The 14,178-nt window shown below is 69.6% G+C and carries 13 protein-coding genes and 2 pseudogenes; 6 read left to right on the top strand and 9 right to left on the bottom strand.

The window, feature by feature from the left end:
- Positions 1-24 precede the first annotated feature (24 nt).
- The gene (locus K1X59_RS00950) at positions 25-1,215 is read left to right on the top strand and encodes an MFS transporter (protein ID WP_183151523.1); all 1,191 of its coding nucleotides are present in this window, start codon (positions 25-27) and stop codon (positions 1,213-1,215) included.
- Here K1X59_RS00950 and K1X59_RS00955 read toward each other — a convergent pair.
- The 9 genes and pseudogenes from K1X59_RS00955 to K1X59_RS22655 form a co-directional block, all read right to left on the bottom strand.
- The gene (locus K1X59_RS00955; protein ID WP_183151524.1) at positions 1,193-2,197 is read right to left on the bottom strand and encodes a magnesium and cobalt transport protein CorA; all 1,005 of its coding nucleotides are present in this window, start codon (positions 2,195-2,197) and stop codon (positions 1,193-1,195) included. The two genes, K1X59_RS00950 and K1X59_RS00955, sit on opposite strands and share 23 nt — an antisense overlap.
- Before the next feature lie 428 nt (positions 2,198-2,625).
- Positions 2,626-3,420 carry an SDR family NAD(P)-dependent oxidoreductase gene (locus tag K1X59_RS00960; protein WP_220173837.1) on the bottom strand — a complete coding sequence of 265 codons (795 nt, stop codon included), beginning with the start codon at positions 3,418-3,420 and terminating at the stop codon, positions 2,626-2,628.
- 79 nt (positions 3,421-3,499) lie between these two features.
- The gene (locus tag K1X59_RS00965) at positions 3,500-4,300 is read right to left on the bottom strand and encodes an amidohydrolase family protein (RefSeq protein WP_183151525.1); all 801 of its coding nucleotides are present in this window, start codon (positions 4,298-4,300) and stop codon (positions 3,500-3,502) included.
- Positions 4,297-5,046: an amidohydrolase family protein gene (locus K1X59_RS00970; protein WP_183151526.1), complete on the bottom strand. Its 750-nt coding sequence runs from the start codon at positions 5,044-5,046 to the stop codon at positions 4,297-4,299. Before K1X59_RS00970 ends, K1X59_RS00965 begins: the two co-directional genes overlap by 4 nt.
- Positions 5,043-6,233: an aminotransferase class III-fold pyridoxal phosphate-dependent enzyme gene (locus K1X59_RS00975; protein WP_220173838.1), complete on the bottom strand. Its 1,191-nt coding sequence runs from the start codon at positions 6,231-6,233 to the stop codon at positions 5,043-5,045. Before K1X59_RS00975 ends, K1X59_RS00970 begins: the two co-directional genes overlap by 4 nt.
- A gap of 61 nt (positions 6,234-6,294) precedes the next feature.
- Complete coding sequence (locus tag K1X59_RS00980) at positions 6,295-7,320, bottom strand: Gfo/Idh/MocA family protein (RefSeq protein WP_220173839.1); 1,026 nt, start codon at positions 7,318-7,320, stop codon at positions 6,295-6,297.
- Positions 7,317-8,006 (bottom strand): Gfo/Idh/MocA family protein, encoded by a 690-nt coding sequence (locus K1X59_RS22645; protein WP_396652596.1) that lies wholly within the window; start codon positions 8,004-8,006, stop codon positions 7,317-7,319. Before K1X59_RS22645 ends, K1X59_RS00980 begins: the two co-directional genes overlap by 4 nt.
- Positions 8,007-8,078: 72 nt before the next feature.
- Positions 8,079-8,365: pseudogene (locus K1X59_RS22650) on the bottom strand (Gfo/Idh/MocA family protein); the annotation flags it as partial.
- Positions 8,366-8,543: 178 nt separating this feature from the next.
- Positions 8,544-9,554 (bottom strand): annotated as a pseudogene (locus K1X59_RS22655) (ROK family protein); the annotation flags it as partial.
- A gap of 171 nt (positions 9,555-9,725) precedes the next feature.
- On the opposite strand from K1X59_RS22655, the gene K1X59_RS00995 reads away from it, so the two are divergent.
- The 5 genes from K1X59_RS00995 (at position 9,726) to K1X59_RS20545 (ending at position 13,922) form a co-directional block, all read left to right on the top strand.
- Positions 9,726-10,967 (top strand): ABC transporter substrate-binding protein, encoded by a 1,242-nt coding sequence (locus K1X59_RS00995; RefSeq protein ID WP_183151529.1) that lies wholly within the window; start codon positions 9,726-9,728, stop codon positions 10,965-10,967.
- Positions 10,968-11,040: 73 nt separating this feature from the next.
- A complete protein-coding gene (locus tag K1X59_RS01000; protein WP_183151530.1) occupies positions 11,041-11,946 on the top strand; it encodes a carbohydrate ABC transporter permease in 906 nt (301 codons plus the stop codon).
- Positions 11,943-12,851 (top strand): carbohydrate ABC transporter permease, encoded by a 909-nt coding sequence (locus K1X59_RS01005; protein WP_183151531.1) that lies wholly within the window; start codon positions 11,943-11,945, stop codon positions 12,849-12,851. The genes K1X59_RS01000 and K1X59_RS01005 overlap by 4 nt, the downstream gene beginning before the upstream one ends.
- Positions 12,852-12,870: 19 nt before the next feature.
- Positions 12,871-13,836 carry an NAD(P)-dependent oxidoreductase gene (locus tag K1X59_RS01010; protein ID WP_258566998.1) on the top strand — a complete coding sequence of 322 codons (966 nt, stop codon included), beginning with the start codon at positions 12,871-12,873 and terminating at the stop codon, positions 13,834-13,836.
- Positions 13,794-13,922, top strand: a complete 129-nt coding sequence (locus K1X59_RS20545; protein WP_258566999.1) for a hypothetical protein — start codon at positions 13,794-13,796, stop codon at positions 13,920-13,922. Before K1X59_RS01010 ends, K1X59_RS20545 begins: the two co-directional genes overlap by 43 nt.
- The last annotated feature ends 256 nt before the right edge of the window (positions 13,923-14,178 follow it).

The raw sequence follows: 14,178 nt of genomic DNA on the forward strand, positions 1-14,178 counted from the left end.
GGCCGGAGGAAGAACCGCTGGGCCATGTTCGGTGTCGGCTTGTTCTCGCAGATGGTGTTCAGCGCGACGTTCCTCGGCTTGCCTGCTTCGTCGATCCTCCTTCGAAGTTCCCTCGATCTCTCCGCGGTGGAGCTCGCTGCGGTGCTGGGTGGGGGCAGTATCGCGGTGGTGCTCACCGAGTTCCCGTGGGGGCTGGCTACCGATCGCGTGGGCGAACGTCGAGTTCTCCTCATCGGCGTCGTCGGCGCGGCCCTCGCTCTCGCCGCTCTCGCCGCCGTCTCCTCGAGCGCGCGACCAGCGGTATGGATGCTCGCGAGCCTGCTGTTCATCGGCGCCGGTATGGGCGGTGCCGTTACGGGCCCCAGCGGTAGTGCCGTTCTCGGATGGTTCGGGACTCGACGTCACGGCACACTTCTGTCGTTGCGGGTCGCCGCAGTCCCCGTCGGCGGCGCGCTCGGCACGCTCGCCTATTCCTGGTTGCTCACTGGGTGGGGACCTGCGGCGACGTTCGGTGTTTTCGCGGTCGCGTGCGTATCGTGTGCCCTTCTCATCTGGGTCATCGTGTTCGACCCGCCGAAACGTGCGGAACCGACCGCCGTCGTCGCGCGGAATCCTGCGCGGTCTGCGCTTCGCAGGAGCGGGGTCTGGCGGGTCGCCGCGAGCGGGCTGCTCCTCGACGTATCCCAGTTCTTCGTCCTGACGTTCGCGGCGGCGCTCCTCGCCGAGGAGCACGGGTATCCGCCGCTCGCGGGTGTGACAGCCGCCGCCATGATGCAGCTCGTCGGTGGCGCGCTCCGTGTTGCTGCGGGAGTCGGCACCGACGTCATTCGTTGGATGAGCCGCGCTGCGGTTGTCCGGGCGTCGGCCATCGTGCAAGCCGTCTGCCTCGTCATCGTCGCCCTAGGAAGCCGATTGCCCGCTTCGGTGTCGTTCACCGCTCTCGTGATCGCCGGCATCGCCAGCTGCGCGTGGCAGGGCGCTCATTTCGCCCACATCGCCACCCTCGCGGGCCCCGGCCAAGCGGGTACGGCACTCGGACTCAACAACGCAGCCACGTCGCTCGGTGCGTTCGTTCCCCAGGCGGCGGCCGGTGCGCTGGCGCTGCAGCTCGGCTGGGGAAGCACGACCCTGGTACTCGGGTTCATTCCGGCCGTGCTCGCCACACTGGTCTTCCCCGGCGCACCGCGACGCGTCACAGCCACTTCTTGTACCTGAACACCCCGTAGAGGCCGACCGCGAAGGCGGCCATCGCGCCGATGGCCATCGGGTATCCGAAGGCCCAGTGCAGCTCGGGCATCACGTCGAAGTTCATGCCGTACACCGTGCCGACCAGCGTCGGGGCGAAGATGATCGCCGCCCAGGAGGAGATCTTCTTGATCTCGTCGTTCTGCGCCAGCCCGGCCTCGGTCTGACGGCGGGCGACGAGTGCGGAGTGCACGGTCAGCGCGTTCTCGAGGATCGCCCGGAAGGAGTCGATCTTCTCGTTGACGCGGATCGTGTGGTCGAGCACGTCGCGCAGCGACCGCTGGAGTTCCTCGTCGATGCGGTACTTCGCTGATCCCCGACGCAGCCACTCGAGCATCCCGGTCAGAGGGTGCACGGCGCGCTGGAAGTTGATGACCTCGCGCGAGAGCTCATAGATGCGGCGGGAGAGAGCGCTGTCGTCGGCGCCGTCCCCGAAGAGCTGGTCCTCGATCTCGTCGATGTCGTTCAACAGCCCGGCGACGATCGGCTCGTAGCCGTCGACGACCTCATCGAGGATCGCGTACAGCACCGCCTCCGGTCCCATCGCGAGCAGCTCGGGGTGGGCCTCCATGCGGGCGCGCACGGCGGCGAGGTTCGGTGACTCGGCGTGCCGGATGGTCACCACGAAGTCGGGGCCGACGAAGAGGTGCAGCTCACCGAACTCGATCGACTCCTCCTTGTCGCGGTACCGCGCAGGGCGCAGGACGGCGAACAGCGTGTCGCCGTAGCGCTCCACCTTCGAGCGCTGGTGCCCGGACAGTGCATCCTCGACCGCGAGCGGGTGCAGGTCGAATTCGCGAGCGACGGACGCCACCTCTTCGGGGCTGGGCCGATACAGGCCGATCCAGGCGATGCCGCCGGCGGCATCCAGCATCCGGTAGGTCTCGTCCAGGTTCTTGGGGGTCTCCACGCGACGTCCGTGGACGTACACGCCGTTGTCGATGAGCGCCATGATGCGGCTCCGTTCTCGCAGGTGCACGGCAGCAGAGAGCTCCGTGCGCGGATTCGTCAGGGGGCGGATGACGCCGCCGACGGCTGCGGAGAAGGACGTGCGGATCGCGGACCGGGGGTCAACGCGAGAGCGCAGGGAGTCGCGACGCAGCGGTGGCGGCGTCGTTACTATCGTCGGACATCGCCATCACCGCCTTCCGGGACTCATTCGGGTCGAGCGACCCAACGCGCAAGTGTACCCCCGTCGCCTGGGAGGAGGCGCCCGCGGCGAGTTCGGGGCGGAGCACCTGTCGGAGGGATGCACGCGTGCAGGCCCGACGAGCGGCGTGTGGCCCGACAGCTGTCCGCTCTCCCGACATCCGCACAGCCGTGACGGAGCGGGGGAAGGAGCGGAAGGAGGTGCGCACCGGGTGGGTGTGCGCCGCCGTCTCAGGGGACGATCGAGTCGATGTACCCGCCGTCGACGCGGACAGCGGCCCCGGTCGTCGCGGAGGCGAGGGGCGACGCCAGGTAGGCGACCATGTTCGCGATCTCCTCCGGCTCGATCAACCGCTGCAGCAGCGACTGCGGGCGGTGCACGCGCATGAACTCGCGCTGCGCCTCGTCCCACGGGAGGTCCTGATCGACCAGGGAGTACACGAAGTCCTCGACGCCACCGGTGTGCGTCGGACCGGCGAGCACCGAGTTCACGGTCACGCCCGTGCCGGCCGCCTCCTTCGCGAAGCCGCGCGACACCGCGAGGAGGGCGGTCTTCGACATGCCGTAGTGGATCATCTCGGCGGGGATCACGACCGCCGAATCGCTCGCGATGTCGAGCACCCGGCCCCAGCCGCGCTGTGTCATGCCGGGCAGCGTCGCGCGGATGAGCCGGACCGCCGCGAGCACGTTCACGTCGAAGTAGCGGCGCCATTCGTCGTCGGTGATGTCCATGGCGGGGGTTGCGCCGAAGATGCCGAGGTTGTTGACGAGGATGTCGACGTCGCCTGTCGCTGCCAGCACCGTATCCGTCCCCGCCGGCGTCGTGACGTCTCCGGCGGCGGCGATCAGGTCGCGATCCGGGTTCTCGGCCCGCAGCTCGGCGATCACGGTCTCGACGGCGTCGCCGCGTCGACCGTTCACCGCGACGCGCGCACCGGCATCGGCCAGTGTCGTCGCGATCGCCCGTCCGATGCCCTGCGTCGAGCCGGTGACGAGTGCGGTCCTGCCGGACAGATCGATGCGCATGGTGTTCCCTCCGTGACGGATGCTGCCTGCTGATGCAACGGTAGCGGGGGAGTTTTCATGCCCGAGGGTCGGATGGACCTCAGGGGAGCAGTGCGGCGGCGTTGCCGGATGCGATCGCGCGCAGCGTCTCGGCCGGGAGGGCGGAGGATGCGAGCTGAAGGGCCGTCGCCTCGGGGGTCTGCACGGGGAATCCGCTGCCGAACACCCACCGCTGCGGGTCGTCGGTCAGACGGTCGGCGACGTGGGTCGGGCCGTTCACATGCCACAGGTCGAGCCGCACCCTCTCCGGCGCGGCATCGCCGAGGTGCCGGTTCAGCTCGATCCAGTCCGCACGGTTCAGCCCGCTGAGCAGCATCGGCAGCGTGGCGGCCTCGCGCACGAGGTCGGCGATCCGGTGCACCTCGATGTCGACCGCGGGCGAGAGCGGATGCCGCACCCTGGCATCGTCGAGCCGGGCGATCAGCTGCAGCGGGATGCCGTGTTCCCCGCAGACTTCGAGCACCGGTCGCACGCCGGCGACGTCGTAGCGGTGGAATCCCGGGGCGACGCGCACTCCGCGCGCCCCGGAGCCGATCGCCTCGTCGAGCTGTGCGGTCCAGTCCGCATCCCGCGGATCGATCGTCACGAACACGCGGAAGAGCGGGTCGTCGGCACACGCGGCGAGCACGGCCTCGTTCCCCGTGCGCGTATCGAAGCCGAACAGCGAGGCGAGGTGCGAGACCCAGACGGTGCGCAGCCCGAATCGCTCGGCGTGCGCGCGCAGGTCATCCGCATCCGCGGCGGCCCCCAGCCGGTACGGCCACTGCCCCACGAAGCAGGTGGTGTCGATCGCACCGAGGTCGGCGAACGCACCGAGCATCCGCCGCGCCTGCCCGGTCATGCGGCGACCTCGCCGAGCCAGCCGGCCACGGTGCCCCCGAAGACGCGCTCCTCGGTGTCGGCGTCGAGCCCGGCGCCGAGGACCTTGCCCACGTTGGCCGCGAGGTCGATGTGGTGCAGGTCGGAGCCGAAGACCACCCGGTCGGAGCCGAGGCGCTGCACGGCGAGAGCGACCTCGCCCGCGCCGATGATCGTGCCCGAGGTGTCGACCGCGACGTTCGGGCAGGACCTCACCGTGTTCACCGCCGACTCCGGTTGCCCGCCCAGGTGCGCCATGAGGAAGCGCGCATCGGGGTGGCGGCGGGCGGCGGCCGCGATGTGGTCGGCCGTGGATTCGTAGGGGAAGCGGCCGACGGTCTTGCGCCACGCATGCGCGAGCACGATGAGGCGGTGCTCGGCCGCATACTCGAGGATCGGGTCGGTGACCGGGTCGTCGGCGAGCGTCGCGATCCAGAGCTTGATGCCGACCATCCCGCGGTCCTCGACGTTGCGCCGCAGATCGTCGAGGCTGTCGCGTCCGAAACGGGGGTTGACGTAGCAGTAGCCGCGCAGCCGATCAGGGTGCTTCCGCAGCTCGCCGGCCAGCACCGTGTTCATGTCCCGCACGTCGTCGAGGCTCGGGTGCGGTCGGAAGTCGCCGAGATTGCTGCACAGGAACAGGTCGATGCCGAGCCGGTCGCCGGCCACGAACACCTCGGGATCGAACCGGCCGTCGTCGAGGTGGGTGTGGGCGTCGATGCCGATCACGCCGCGGTCTCCTGCACGACGCGCTCGACCCGGCGCAGCGTCTCGTCGATGTCGGCAGCGGCGTGCGCGGCGTTGACGTAGACCACGCGGTAGAACGAGAGCCCCTGCCGGAAGGATGCCCGCAGGAATGTCCGTATCTCGGCATCGGATCCGACGAACTGCGGACACGCCGGGTGGCCGACCAGTCGGAGCCCCGAGCCGCCGCGCGCGAAGAGCTCGTTCATCCCGATCTGCAGTCGCGTGCCCGTGGTGTGCAGCCGGGCGATCACATCGCGGTCGCGGATCGCCGTCATGGTGGCGGTGGCCGCGGCGAGCGACAGGGTCTCTCCGCCGTAGGTCGAGGTGACGACGACGTCTCCCCTGTCGAGGACGCCCAGCACCTCGCGGCGACCGGAGTAGACGGAGAGAGGCATCCCGTTCGCGATCCCCTTGCCGAACACCGCGAGGTCGGGAAGCACTCCCGTGGCCTCGGCCATTCCACCGATCGCCACGCGGAACCCGGTGACCATCTCGTCGTAGGCCAGCAGGGTGCCGTGCCGGTCGGCGAGGTCGCGCAGGTACCGGTAGAAGTCCGCCGCCTCGGGGATCGACGGGTAGTCGGCGGCGACCAGGATGACCGCGATCTCGGATCCGCGCGTGAGGAACAGGCGGTCGAGAGCGCTCCGATCCTCCCAGTCGACCGCGTGATGCAGCGCCGCGAGAGCCGCCGGCACGCCCGGCACGGCATCCGAGGTCGCGCCGGGGAGCACGCGTGCGCCGGCTGCGAGCGAGTTGAGCCAACCGTTGTAGCCGATCTGCACGACCCGGTCCCTGCCCGTGTGCGCGCGGGCGATGCGGATCACGGCGGCCAGCGCCTCGCCGCCCGTCTTGAGGAATCGCGCCGCCTCGGCACCTGGTACGAGCGCGCAGAAGAGCTCGGCCGTCGTGGTCTCGAGTGGGTGCGGATGGCCGAAGAGGATCCCGTCGTCGAGCTGGGTGCGGATCGCCGCATCGACGGTCGGATCCGCGTATCCGAGTGTCACGGGGCCGAGCGCGCACCGGTAGTCGATGAGCTCGCGCCCGCGGTCGTCCCAGACGCGGCAACCCCTCCCGCGGACGATGACCTCCGGCTCCTCCGGAAGCAGGGTCGGCGCCTTGAGTTCGTGCTCGACCCCACCGGCATCACGGCCAGGGCGCGCTCGCGCCATCCGGTGCTCGCCGGGGAGTGTGCATGCGGGCCTCTCTGCCGTTGGCGTCTTCGGGGGCGATCTAGGAGAGCGCGACGACCTCGCCGCCACGAGCGGCCGACGCCAGTGCGGCCGTGGCGATCTCGACCGTGCGGATGCCGACGCCGGCGTCGGGCTGCGGCTGCCGCCCCTCGCGCACGGCGCGGACGAACTCGGCGAGCAGCAGTCCGTCGAGATCGGCTCCCACCGGACTCCAGGTCTCGCCGTGCGCATCGTGCCCGGCGACGCCCTTGGCGAAGGGGCTGACCGTGACGGTGCCGCGCTCGGCGACGATCTGCAGCGTGAGACCGCCCCAGGTCGGCGAACTCGTCGGCCAGCTCCACGAGCAGTCGATCGTCGCGACGACGCCGCTGGGGTACTGGATCGTCACCAGGCCGCCGGTCTCGACCTCGAGGTCGCGCTGCCCATACAGGATGCTGTTCGACACCGCACGCACGGACCCGGCGCGCTCGCCGAGGAGTTCGTCGAGGATGTCGGCGCAGTGCACGACGTGGTCGACCAGTGCGCCGCCCCCGGCCAGCTCCGGGTCGGTGAACCACGCGCGGTCCTGGGGGAGCGTGCCGTTGTTGATCCCGGTGACGCCGAGGATCCGCCCCAGCCGACCGCTGCGCACCTCCGCCACCGCGTCGCGCACGCCCGGTGCGAAGCGCACGGGGTAGGCGACCATCAGGATCACACCGGCGCGCTCGCACGCCTCGCGCATCGCGATCGCGTCGTCGACCGTCGTGGCCAGGGGCTTCTCGCAGAGCACGTGCACCCCGGCGGCGGCCGCACGCTCGACGAGGCCGCGATGGCGGGAGTTCTCGGCGGCGATGACGACGGCATCCGGCTTCCAGGCGAACGCCTCGTCGTAGGTCTCGACGCACGCGACACCCAGCTCGGCGGCCAGCGCCGCACCGCGTGGGGCGTCGTCCGGCGCCGTCGCGCCGTCGGGGTCGGCGGCGATCAGCTCGATCCCCGGCATCCCCTTCAACGCGTGCACGTAGCTGAGGGCGTGCGTGTGCGCGAACGACAGCACGGCGATGCGCAGCGGGGCAGGAGCGGTCATCGGGAGGCCTCCTCGGCATCGGCGTCGGCATCGGCGGAGGCATCGGCATCGGCGGCGGACCTGTCGGCTGCGGAGAGTGCGACCGGGGCGCCGGAGGCGATCGACGTGTACGCGGCCTCGGCGACGGCGACGGCCTCGATCCCGTCGTCAGGGCCGACCTTCGCCTCGCGCCCCTCGCGGAGGGCGGCGACGAAGTCGGAGATCTCCGCGAAGTACGGACTCTCTTCGGGCGACATGGGCGGGAGGTAGTCGGTGGCGCCCGCGTCGAGCACGGCATCCGTGCGGAGAGAGTGGTCCTCGGCGCTGTCGTAGCGCAGCCGGCCCTCGGTGCCCGACACCTCGACACTGGTGCGGAAGGGCATGCCGGGAGCGACCCAGCTGGCGTGCAGATGGCTGATCACCCCGTTGCGGTGGGTCAGCACGACGTGCGCGGTGACGGGTGCGGGCACACGGTCGTCGACGGTCGGCGGGTTCTGCACGGCGTAGACCGTGGCCACGGGCCCGGCGAACCAGACCGCCTGGTCGATGTCGTGGATCATCAGATCGCGGATGACACCGCCGCCCGTGCTCTCCCGGAAGAACCAGGGCGTCTGGGGTGCGGAGCCGGCGCGGCTGAACCGCTGCACCGCGAGCGTGCCGATGCGACCGGCGTCGATGCCGGCCTTGATCTGCGCGTATTCGCCCATGTAGCGCACCACGTGGGCGGGGAACAGGCGGACACCGGCATCCTGCGCGGCGCGGGCGACGGCGGTCGCGGCCTCGGCGGTGGCGGCGAGGGGCTTCTCGCAGATCACGTCGCGCCCCTTGGCGATGGCGCGCAGGGCGAAGTCGGCGTGCGTGCTGCTGGGGTCACGATGTCGACGAGGTCGACCAGCTCGATGAGCGCGTCGACGTCGGAGACGAGGTGGAAGCCGTATTCCTCGGCGATCTCCTCTGCGCCTGCGAGGGACGTGACGTACCCTTCGGCGCCCAGCGCGCGCCAGGCATCGGCGTGCACGCGGGAGATGCCTCCGGCGCCGATGAGTCCGACCTTCAACGTGCTCACTGCTTCTCCTCGGTGTCTTCGTCGTCGGCTCCGGCCGACTCCAGTGGCAGGGGGTGATGGGCGGGGCCGGCATGTCCGCGATCCCGTAGATCTCGCCGGAGTGGCGCTGGAACGCGTGGACCACGGCTCCGTGCGCCGCGGCCTCGGCCCCCAGGCGGGCCTCGGCGATCGGCACCTGGAACGGCAGTCCGAGGTGACCGGGCAGGGCGGCGCGGAGCGGATCGAGCAGCTGTTCGTGCGCGGCGGAGAGCCCGCCCCCGATCACGATCATGGCCGGGTCGACCGTCATCGTCAGGGTCGCGATGCCGTGGGCGAGCTCATCGATGAAGGCGTCGAGCTCCTGCTGGGCGGCCGGGTCGCCACCGCGTGCCTTCGCGAAGACCTCGGCGGCGGTCGGGGCGGTCTGCCACGAGATCTGACCGGTCTCGGTGTTCAACCCGCGGAATGCGAGGCGGCCGATGTCCCCGGCGGCGTTGTGGATGCCGCGACGAGGACGACCGCCGAGGATCAGGCCCATCGCGATGCGGTTGCCGACCGAGAGGTAGATGACGTCGTCGACGAGTTGAGCGACGCCGAGGTGGTGCTCGGCGACGGCCGCGAGCCGAACACCGTTGTCGACCGCGACCGGGCAGCCGAACGCCTGGCGGAGCTGCGACCCGATGTCGATCCCCGACCACTCGGGGATCACGACCGAGGTGGTCACGCGCCCCGCGTCGTCGACGATGCCAGGGAGCGAGACGCCGACGGCCCGGACCTTCGAGGGAGGTATCGAGACCGCGGCGAGGGTGCGGCGCACGTCATCGATGACGGCGGCGAGCTTCGAGGCGCCGTCGGGCTGCGCGGCGACGCCCGAGTAGCTGCGCTGTGCGATGACGAGTCCCGCCAGGTCGGCGAGGACGACGCGCACGCTCGCGACGCCGATGTCGACGCCGACCACGGTGCCCGCGGCGGCATGGAAGGAGTATCGGCGGGCGGGACGCCCTGCGCCGCCGCCGTTCTGCGCCGGTGCGTCGACGATCAATCCGGAGTCGCCGAGCGCGGTCACCGCGTTCTCGACCGAGGTGCGCGAGATCTCGAGGGATCGTGAGAGGTCGTTGACCGTCGCGGGACCCGCGTCGCGCAGGTGGAGTGCGGAGCGCGCGACGATCGAGAGCGGACTTGTCACGGCCATGTGCGGTCCCTTCCTCATCTCCGTCGTCGGGTGCGATCAAATTAGCACACCGAATTCTCAGATCAAGCTTTGATGTTGATCCGCAGGAAACACGCTGGAAACAACCGCCTGAGAACTTGTACTTGACGAATTATCCCATCGCAGTGTCATAATGAACCGTACTCAGCACGGTATAAGCAAAGGAGCACCATGCGCGTCAGCAAGATCACCGGCGTCGTCGCGGGAGTCGCGGCCGCCACCCTGTTGGCCGGATGTTCGGCCGGCGGAGGCAACACCGCAGAGGGTGAGCAGGACATCACGGTCTGGCTCTACCCGGTCATCGCCGACGAGGCGGTGCACAAGGACTTCTGGGACTTGACGATCGCCGACTTCGAGAAGAAGAACGAGAACATCAACGTCGACTACGAGATCTTCCCGTGGGCGAACCGCGACGAGGCCCTCCAGACCGCGATCGCGGCAGGCAAGGGACCCGACGTCGTCTACCTGATCCCCGACCAGCTCGCGGCGTACCAGAAGTCGATCGCACCGCTCAACGACCTGCTGAGCGAGGAGCGCCAGGGCGAGCTGCTGCCGAACGTCAAGGAGTCGGTCACGCTCGACGGCGACATCCTCGGCGCGCCGATCCTCACCAGCGCCCAGCCGCTCCTCTGCAACGCCGCGGCGTTCGAGGCGGCCGGTGTCACCGAGTACCCGGAGACCTGGGACGACATCGCCGAGATGGCACCGAAGTTCACCGAGAAGGGCATGTACGCCCTGAACTACCCGGCGTCGGCTGAGAACACCCTCAACCTCACGTACTACCCGCTGCTGTGGCAGGCGGGCGGCGAGGTCTACACGAAGGACGGCGACGTCGGCTTCGACAGCAAGGAAGGCGAGAAGGCGCTCACCTTCCTCACCGACCTGGCCGAGGCAGGAGCGCTCGACCCCGAGGCCCTCACCACCAACGTCCCGCTCGAGCAGACCGCGGTCGCCCAGGGCAAGGTCGCCTGCACGTGGAACAACGCCGTCCCCGAGGTCCTGCCCTTCTGGGGCGAGGAGAACGTCAAGGTCCTCGCGCCGCTGACCGAGAAGGAGTCGGTAGCGTACGGCACGGTCGGCTCGCTGTCGGTGCTCAAGGGCTCCAAGGCGCAGGACGCCGCGGCGAAGTTCGCCGAGTACGCGACCGGCGCCGACGTGGTCGAGCCGTACCTGAAGGCAGCCGGCTTCTTCTCGGCGCTCAGCACCACCGAGCCGCTGTACGCGGACGACCCGCTGCTCGGCGAGGTCGAGAAGTACGTCCCCGACACCACGGTGGGCGAGCTCGACGCCTCGTCCCGTGCGCTGATGGGCGTGCTCGCGCCGGAGATCCAGGCCGCCCTCCTCGGGCAGAAGTCGCCGGAGGACGCGCTCAAGGATGCTGCGGCCGCCGCGGCACCGCTGATCAAGAAGTAGCAGGATCGGGGGCGTGCGCACGTCCGCGCACGCCCCCGGCACCCCCTTCACTCCCCCACGTGAGGTACCACTGATGACGACGGCAACCACGGCGAAGAGGCCCGCAGGGCGGGTCACGCGGATCCTGGCACGGCGTGAGGCGCGCATCGCGTTCCTGTTCGTGCTCCCCGCGTTCCTCCTCTTCATCGCCTTCCGCTTCGGCCCGAGCATCGTCGGTGTCGCGCTGAGCTTCTTCGACTACGACATCACCGGCGAGATCGCCTGGCGTGGACTCGACCACTTCCAGCGCATGATCGCCGATCCGCTGTTCTGGCGCGCGATGGGCACCACGCTCATCTACACGGTGTTCGCGGTGCCGATCGCGCTCGTGCTCTCCACCGTGATGGCCCTCGGCGTGCGTCGGGCCTTCCGCGGCGCACGCTTCTTCCGCTCGATCTTCTTCCTCCCGGTGATCACCTCGCTCGTGCTCGCCGGCTCGATCTTCGTCTGGATCTTCTCGGCGAACGGCCCATGGTCGGCGCTGATGACCCCGCTCGGTCTCGGCGGATCCTGGCTCGGCAGCACGGTGCTCGTCATCCCGGCGATCGTGGTCGTTGGCGTCTGGTCCCGGTTCGGCTACGGGATGATGATCCTCATCGCCGCGCTGCAGGACGTGCCGCGCGAACTCGAGGAGGCCGCCCTGATGGACGGCGCCAACTCCTGGCAGCGCTTCCGCTACGTCATCCTCCCCGTGCTGCGCCCGACCTTCTTCTTCCTCGCGGTGATCGAGACGACCGCCGCGTTCCAGGTCTTCGACGTCATCTACGTGATGACCCAGGGTGGGCCGGCCAACGCCAGCTACTCGCTCGTCTACATGCTCTACGACCAGGGCTTCCGCTACTTCGACTACGGCTATGCGGCCGCGATCGGCGTGGCCCTGTTCATCATGACCCTCGTCGTCGCGCTCATCCAGCGCCTGGTGATCGGAAAGCAGAAATGACCGCTCTGATGCAGCCGCCGACGTCGACCGAGACGCCGAAGCCGCCGAAGACGTCGTCGAAGCAGCGCCGCGCCTACCGTGCCCTTCAGCCGACCGGATGGGGCATCGTCGGGCGGTGGATCTGGCTGAGCCTCGCCGGCATCCTCAGCTTCTTCCCCTTCTACGCCATGGTCGTGTTGAGCCTGAAGCCGGGGATGGTCGTCGAACTGCCCGGTTCGCTGCTGCCCTGGACCGACATCTCCTTCGACGCCTACGAGCAGGTGCTCGCGGGACAGAACATCCTCGGGTGGCTCGGCAACACGCTCATCTACTCGCTCGTCTCGGTCGTCGCCGTGCTGTTCTTCTCGGCGCTCGCGGGTTACGCCTTCGCCAAGAAGCGCTTCCGTGGCAAGGAGGTGATGTTCTGGTCGTTCCTCGCGATGGTGATGGTGCCGTTCCACGTCACCCTGATCCCGACCTTCATCCTGATGGCGAACCTCGGTGGCGTCGACACCTACTGGGGCCTGATCCTGCCCTCGCTCGCGAACGCGCAGGCCGTGTTCCTGATGCGGCAGTTCATCTCGGGGCTGCCGGACGAGCTGTTCGAGGCCGCGCGCATCGACGGCGCCGGGGAGTTCCGCATCTTCCTGCGCATCGTGCTGCCGCTGTGCAAGCCGATCCTGGCGACGCTCGGCATCTTCGTCTTCCTGTGGCACTGGAACGACTTCCTGTGGCCGCTCATCATCGCGAAATCCAACTCGATGTTCACACTCACCGTCGGCATCTCGTCGCTGCAGCAGCAGAACGTCCCGCTGAGCACCATGCTCGCCGGGTCCGTCGTCGCGCTGCTGCCCATCTTCCTCGCGTACCTCATCGCTCAGCGGTACGTGCAGGAGGGCGTGGCCGGTACGGGCATCAAGGGCTGAGAAGAAGGGAAAGCACCACGTGACTCAGCACCAGTTCACGACGCAGCGCCGATTCACATCCGAGGCGGAGCTCGAGGAGGCGCTCGCGACACCGAGCGCCGGCCTGATCGCCGACCTCTCCCGCGGGGCGGGCGACCTCGTGATCCTCGGAGCGGGCGGCAAGATGGGCCCGACCCTGGCCATGCTCGCGCGCCGCGGGATGGACGCCGCCGGCCGCACCGATGACGCGGTCTACGCGGTCTCGCGCTTCGGCGACGCCGCGATCCGCGAGCGCCTGGAAGCCGCAGGCGTGAAGGTCGTCTCGTTCGACCTGATCGAGAACGACGACTTCGCATCCCTGCCGGACGCGCCCAACGTGGTGTTCATGGTCGGCGCGAAGTTCGGCGCCGCGACGAACGCCTCCTGGGCATGGGAGGTCAACGCTGCACTGCCCGATCGTGTCGCCCGCCGCTACCGGGACAGTGCGATCTCGGTGCTCTCGACCGGCAACGTGTATCCGTTCCTGCCGGCCTCGTCCGGCGGGGCATCCGAAGAGGTCCAGCCCGCACCGATCGGCGAGTACGCCCAGTCGTGCCTCGGCCGCGAGCGGGTGTTCGAGTTCGGCGCGCAGGAGCGCGGCACGAAGGTCGCGATCATCCGTCTGAACTACGCCGTCGATCTGCGCTACGGCGTGCTGGCCGACATCGGCAGCGCCGTGCACGCCGGGCAGCCCGTCTCGGTCGCCACGGCCAACGTGAACGTGATCTGGCAGGGCTACGCGAACGAGGTCGTGCTGCGCAGCCTCGTGCACGCCTCGACGGCGCCCTTCACGATCAACCTGACCGGTCCTGAGCTGCTGAGCGTCGAGTCGATCGCCCGTCGCTTCGAGCACTGTTCGACCGCGAGGTCACGATCGTCGACGAGCCGCAGCCGACCGCTCTGCTCAGCGATGCCCGCCGGTGCATGGCCCTGTTCGGCTACCCCGCGGTCTCGGCCGAGACCCTGATCGGCATGCAGGCCGAGTGGATCGCCGCCGCGCTTCCGATGATCGCGAAGCCGACCAAGTGGGCCGTGCGGGACGGGAAGTTCTGATGGCGGGCTCCACAGCGCGCACCGCGACCGTGCCCTCGCTGCGCCCCGAGGCCGCCGCGACCCTGGCCCGTGGCGCCGTGATCCCCGCGCATCCGCTCGCCCTCACCGCCGAGCGCGCACTCGATGAGCGTCGCCAGCGCGCCTCTCGCGCTACTACCTCGACGCGGGAGCCGGCGGCCTCGCGGTCGGCGTCCACACGACCCAGTTCGAGATCCGCGACCCCGAGCACGCCCTCTTCGAGCCGGTGCTCGCGCTG

This window comes from Microbacterium sp. Se5.02b, assembly GCF_019464375.1.
Lineage (GTDB): Bacteria > Actinomycetota > Actinomycetes > Actinomycetales > Microbacteriaceae > Microbacterium.

Excerpts from the sequence above, each read along its gene's own strand:
- K1X59_RS00950 (WP_183151523.1), top strand. The coding sequence starts at position 25 with ATGTTCGGTGTCGGCTTGTTCTCGCAGATGGTGTTCAGCGCGACGTTC.
- K1X59_RS00955 (WP_183151524.1), bottom strand. The coding sequence starts at position 2,197 with ATGGCGCTCATCGACAACGGCGTGTACGTCCACGGACGTCGCGTGGAG.
- K1X59_RS00960 (WP_220173837.1), bottom strand. The coding sequence starts at position 3,420 with ATGCGCATCGATCTGTCCGGCAGGACCGCACTCGTCACCGGCTCGACG.
- K1X59_RS00965 (WP_183151525.1), bottom strand. The coding sequence starts at position 4,300 with ATGACCGGGCAGGCGCGGCGGATGCTCGGTGCGTTCGCCGACCTCGGT.
- K1X59_RS00975 (WP_220173838.1), bottom strand. The coding sequence starts at position 6,233 with ATGGCGCGAGCGCGCCCTGGCCGTGATGCCGGTGGGGTCGAGCACGAA.
- K1X59_RS00980 (WP_220173839.1), bottom strand. The coding sequence starts at position 7,320 with ATGACCGCTCCTGCCCCGCTGCGCATCGCCGTGCTGTCGTTCGCGCAC.
- K1X59_RS22645 (WP_396652596.1), bottom strand. The coding sequence starts at position 8,006 with ATGGGCGAATACGCGCAGATCAAGGCCGGCATCGACGCCGGTCGCATC.
- K1X59_RS00995 (WP_183151529.1), top strand. The coding sequence starts at position 9,726 with ATGCGCGTCAGCAAGATCACCGGCGTCGTCGCGGGAGTCGCGGCCGCC.
- K1X59_RS01000 (WP_183151530.1), top strand. The coding sequence starts at position 11,041 with ATGACGACGGCAACCACGGCGAAGAGGCCCGCAGGGCGGGTCACGCGG.
- K1X59_RS01005 (WP_183151531.1), top strand. The coding sequence starts at position 11,943 with ATGACCGCTCTGATGCAGCCGCCGACGTCGACCGAGACGCCGAAGCCG.
- K1X59_RS20545 (WP_258566999.1), top strand. The coding sequence starts at position 13,794 with ATGGCCCTGTTCGGCTACCCCGCGGTCTCGGCCGAGACCCTGATCGGC.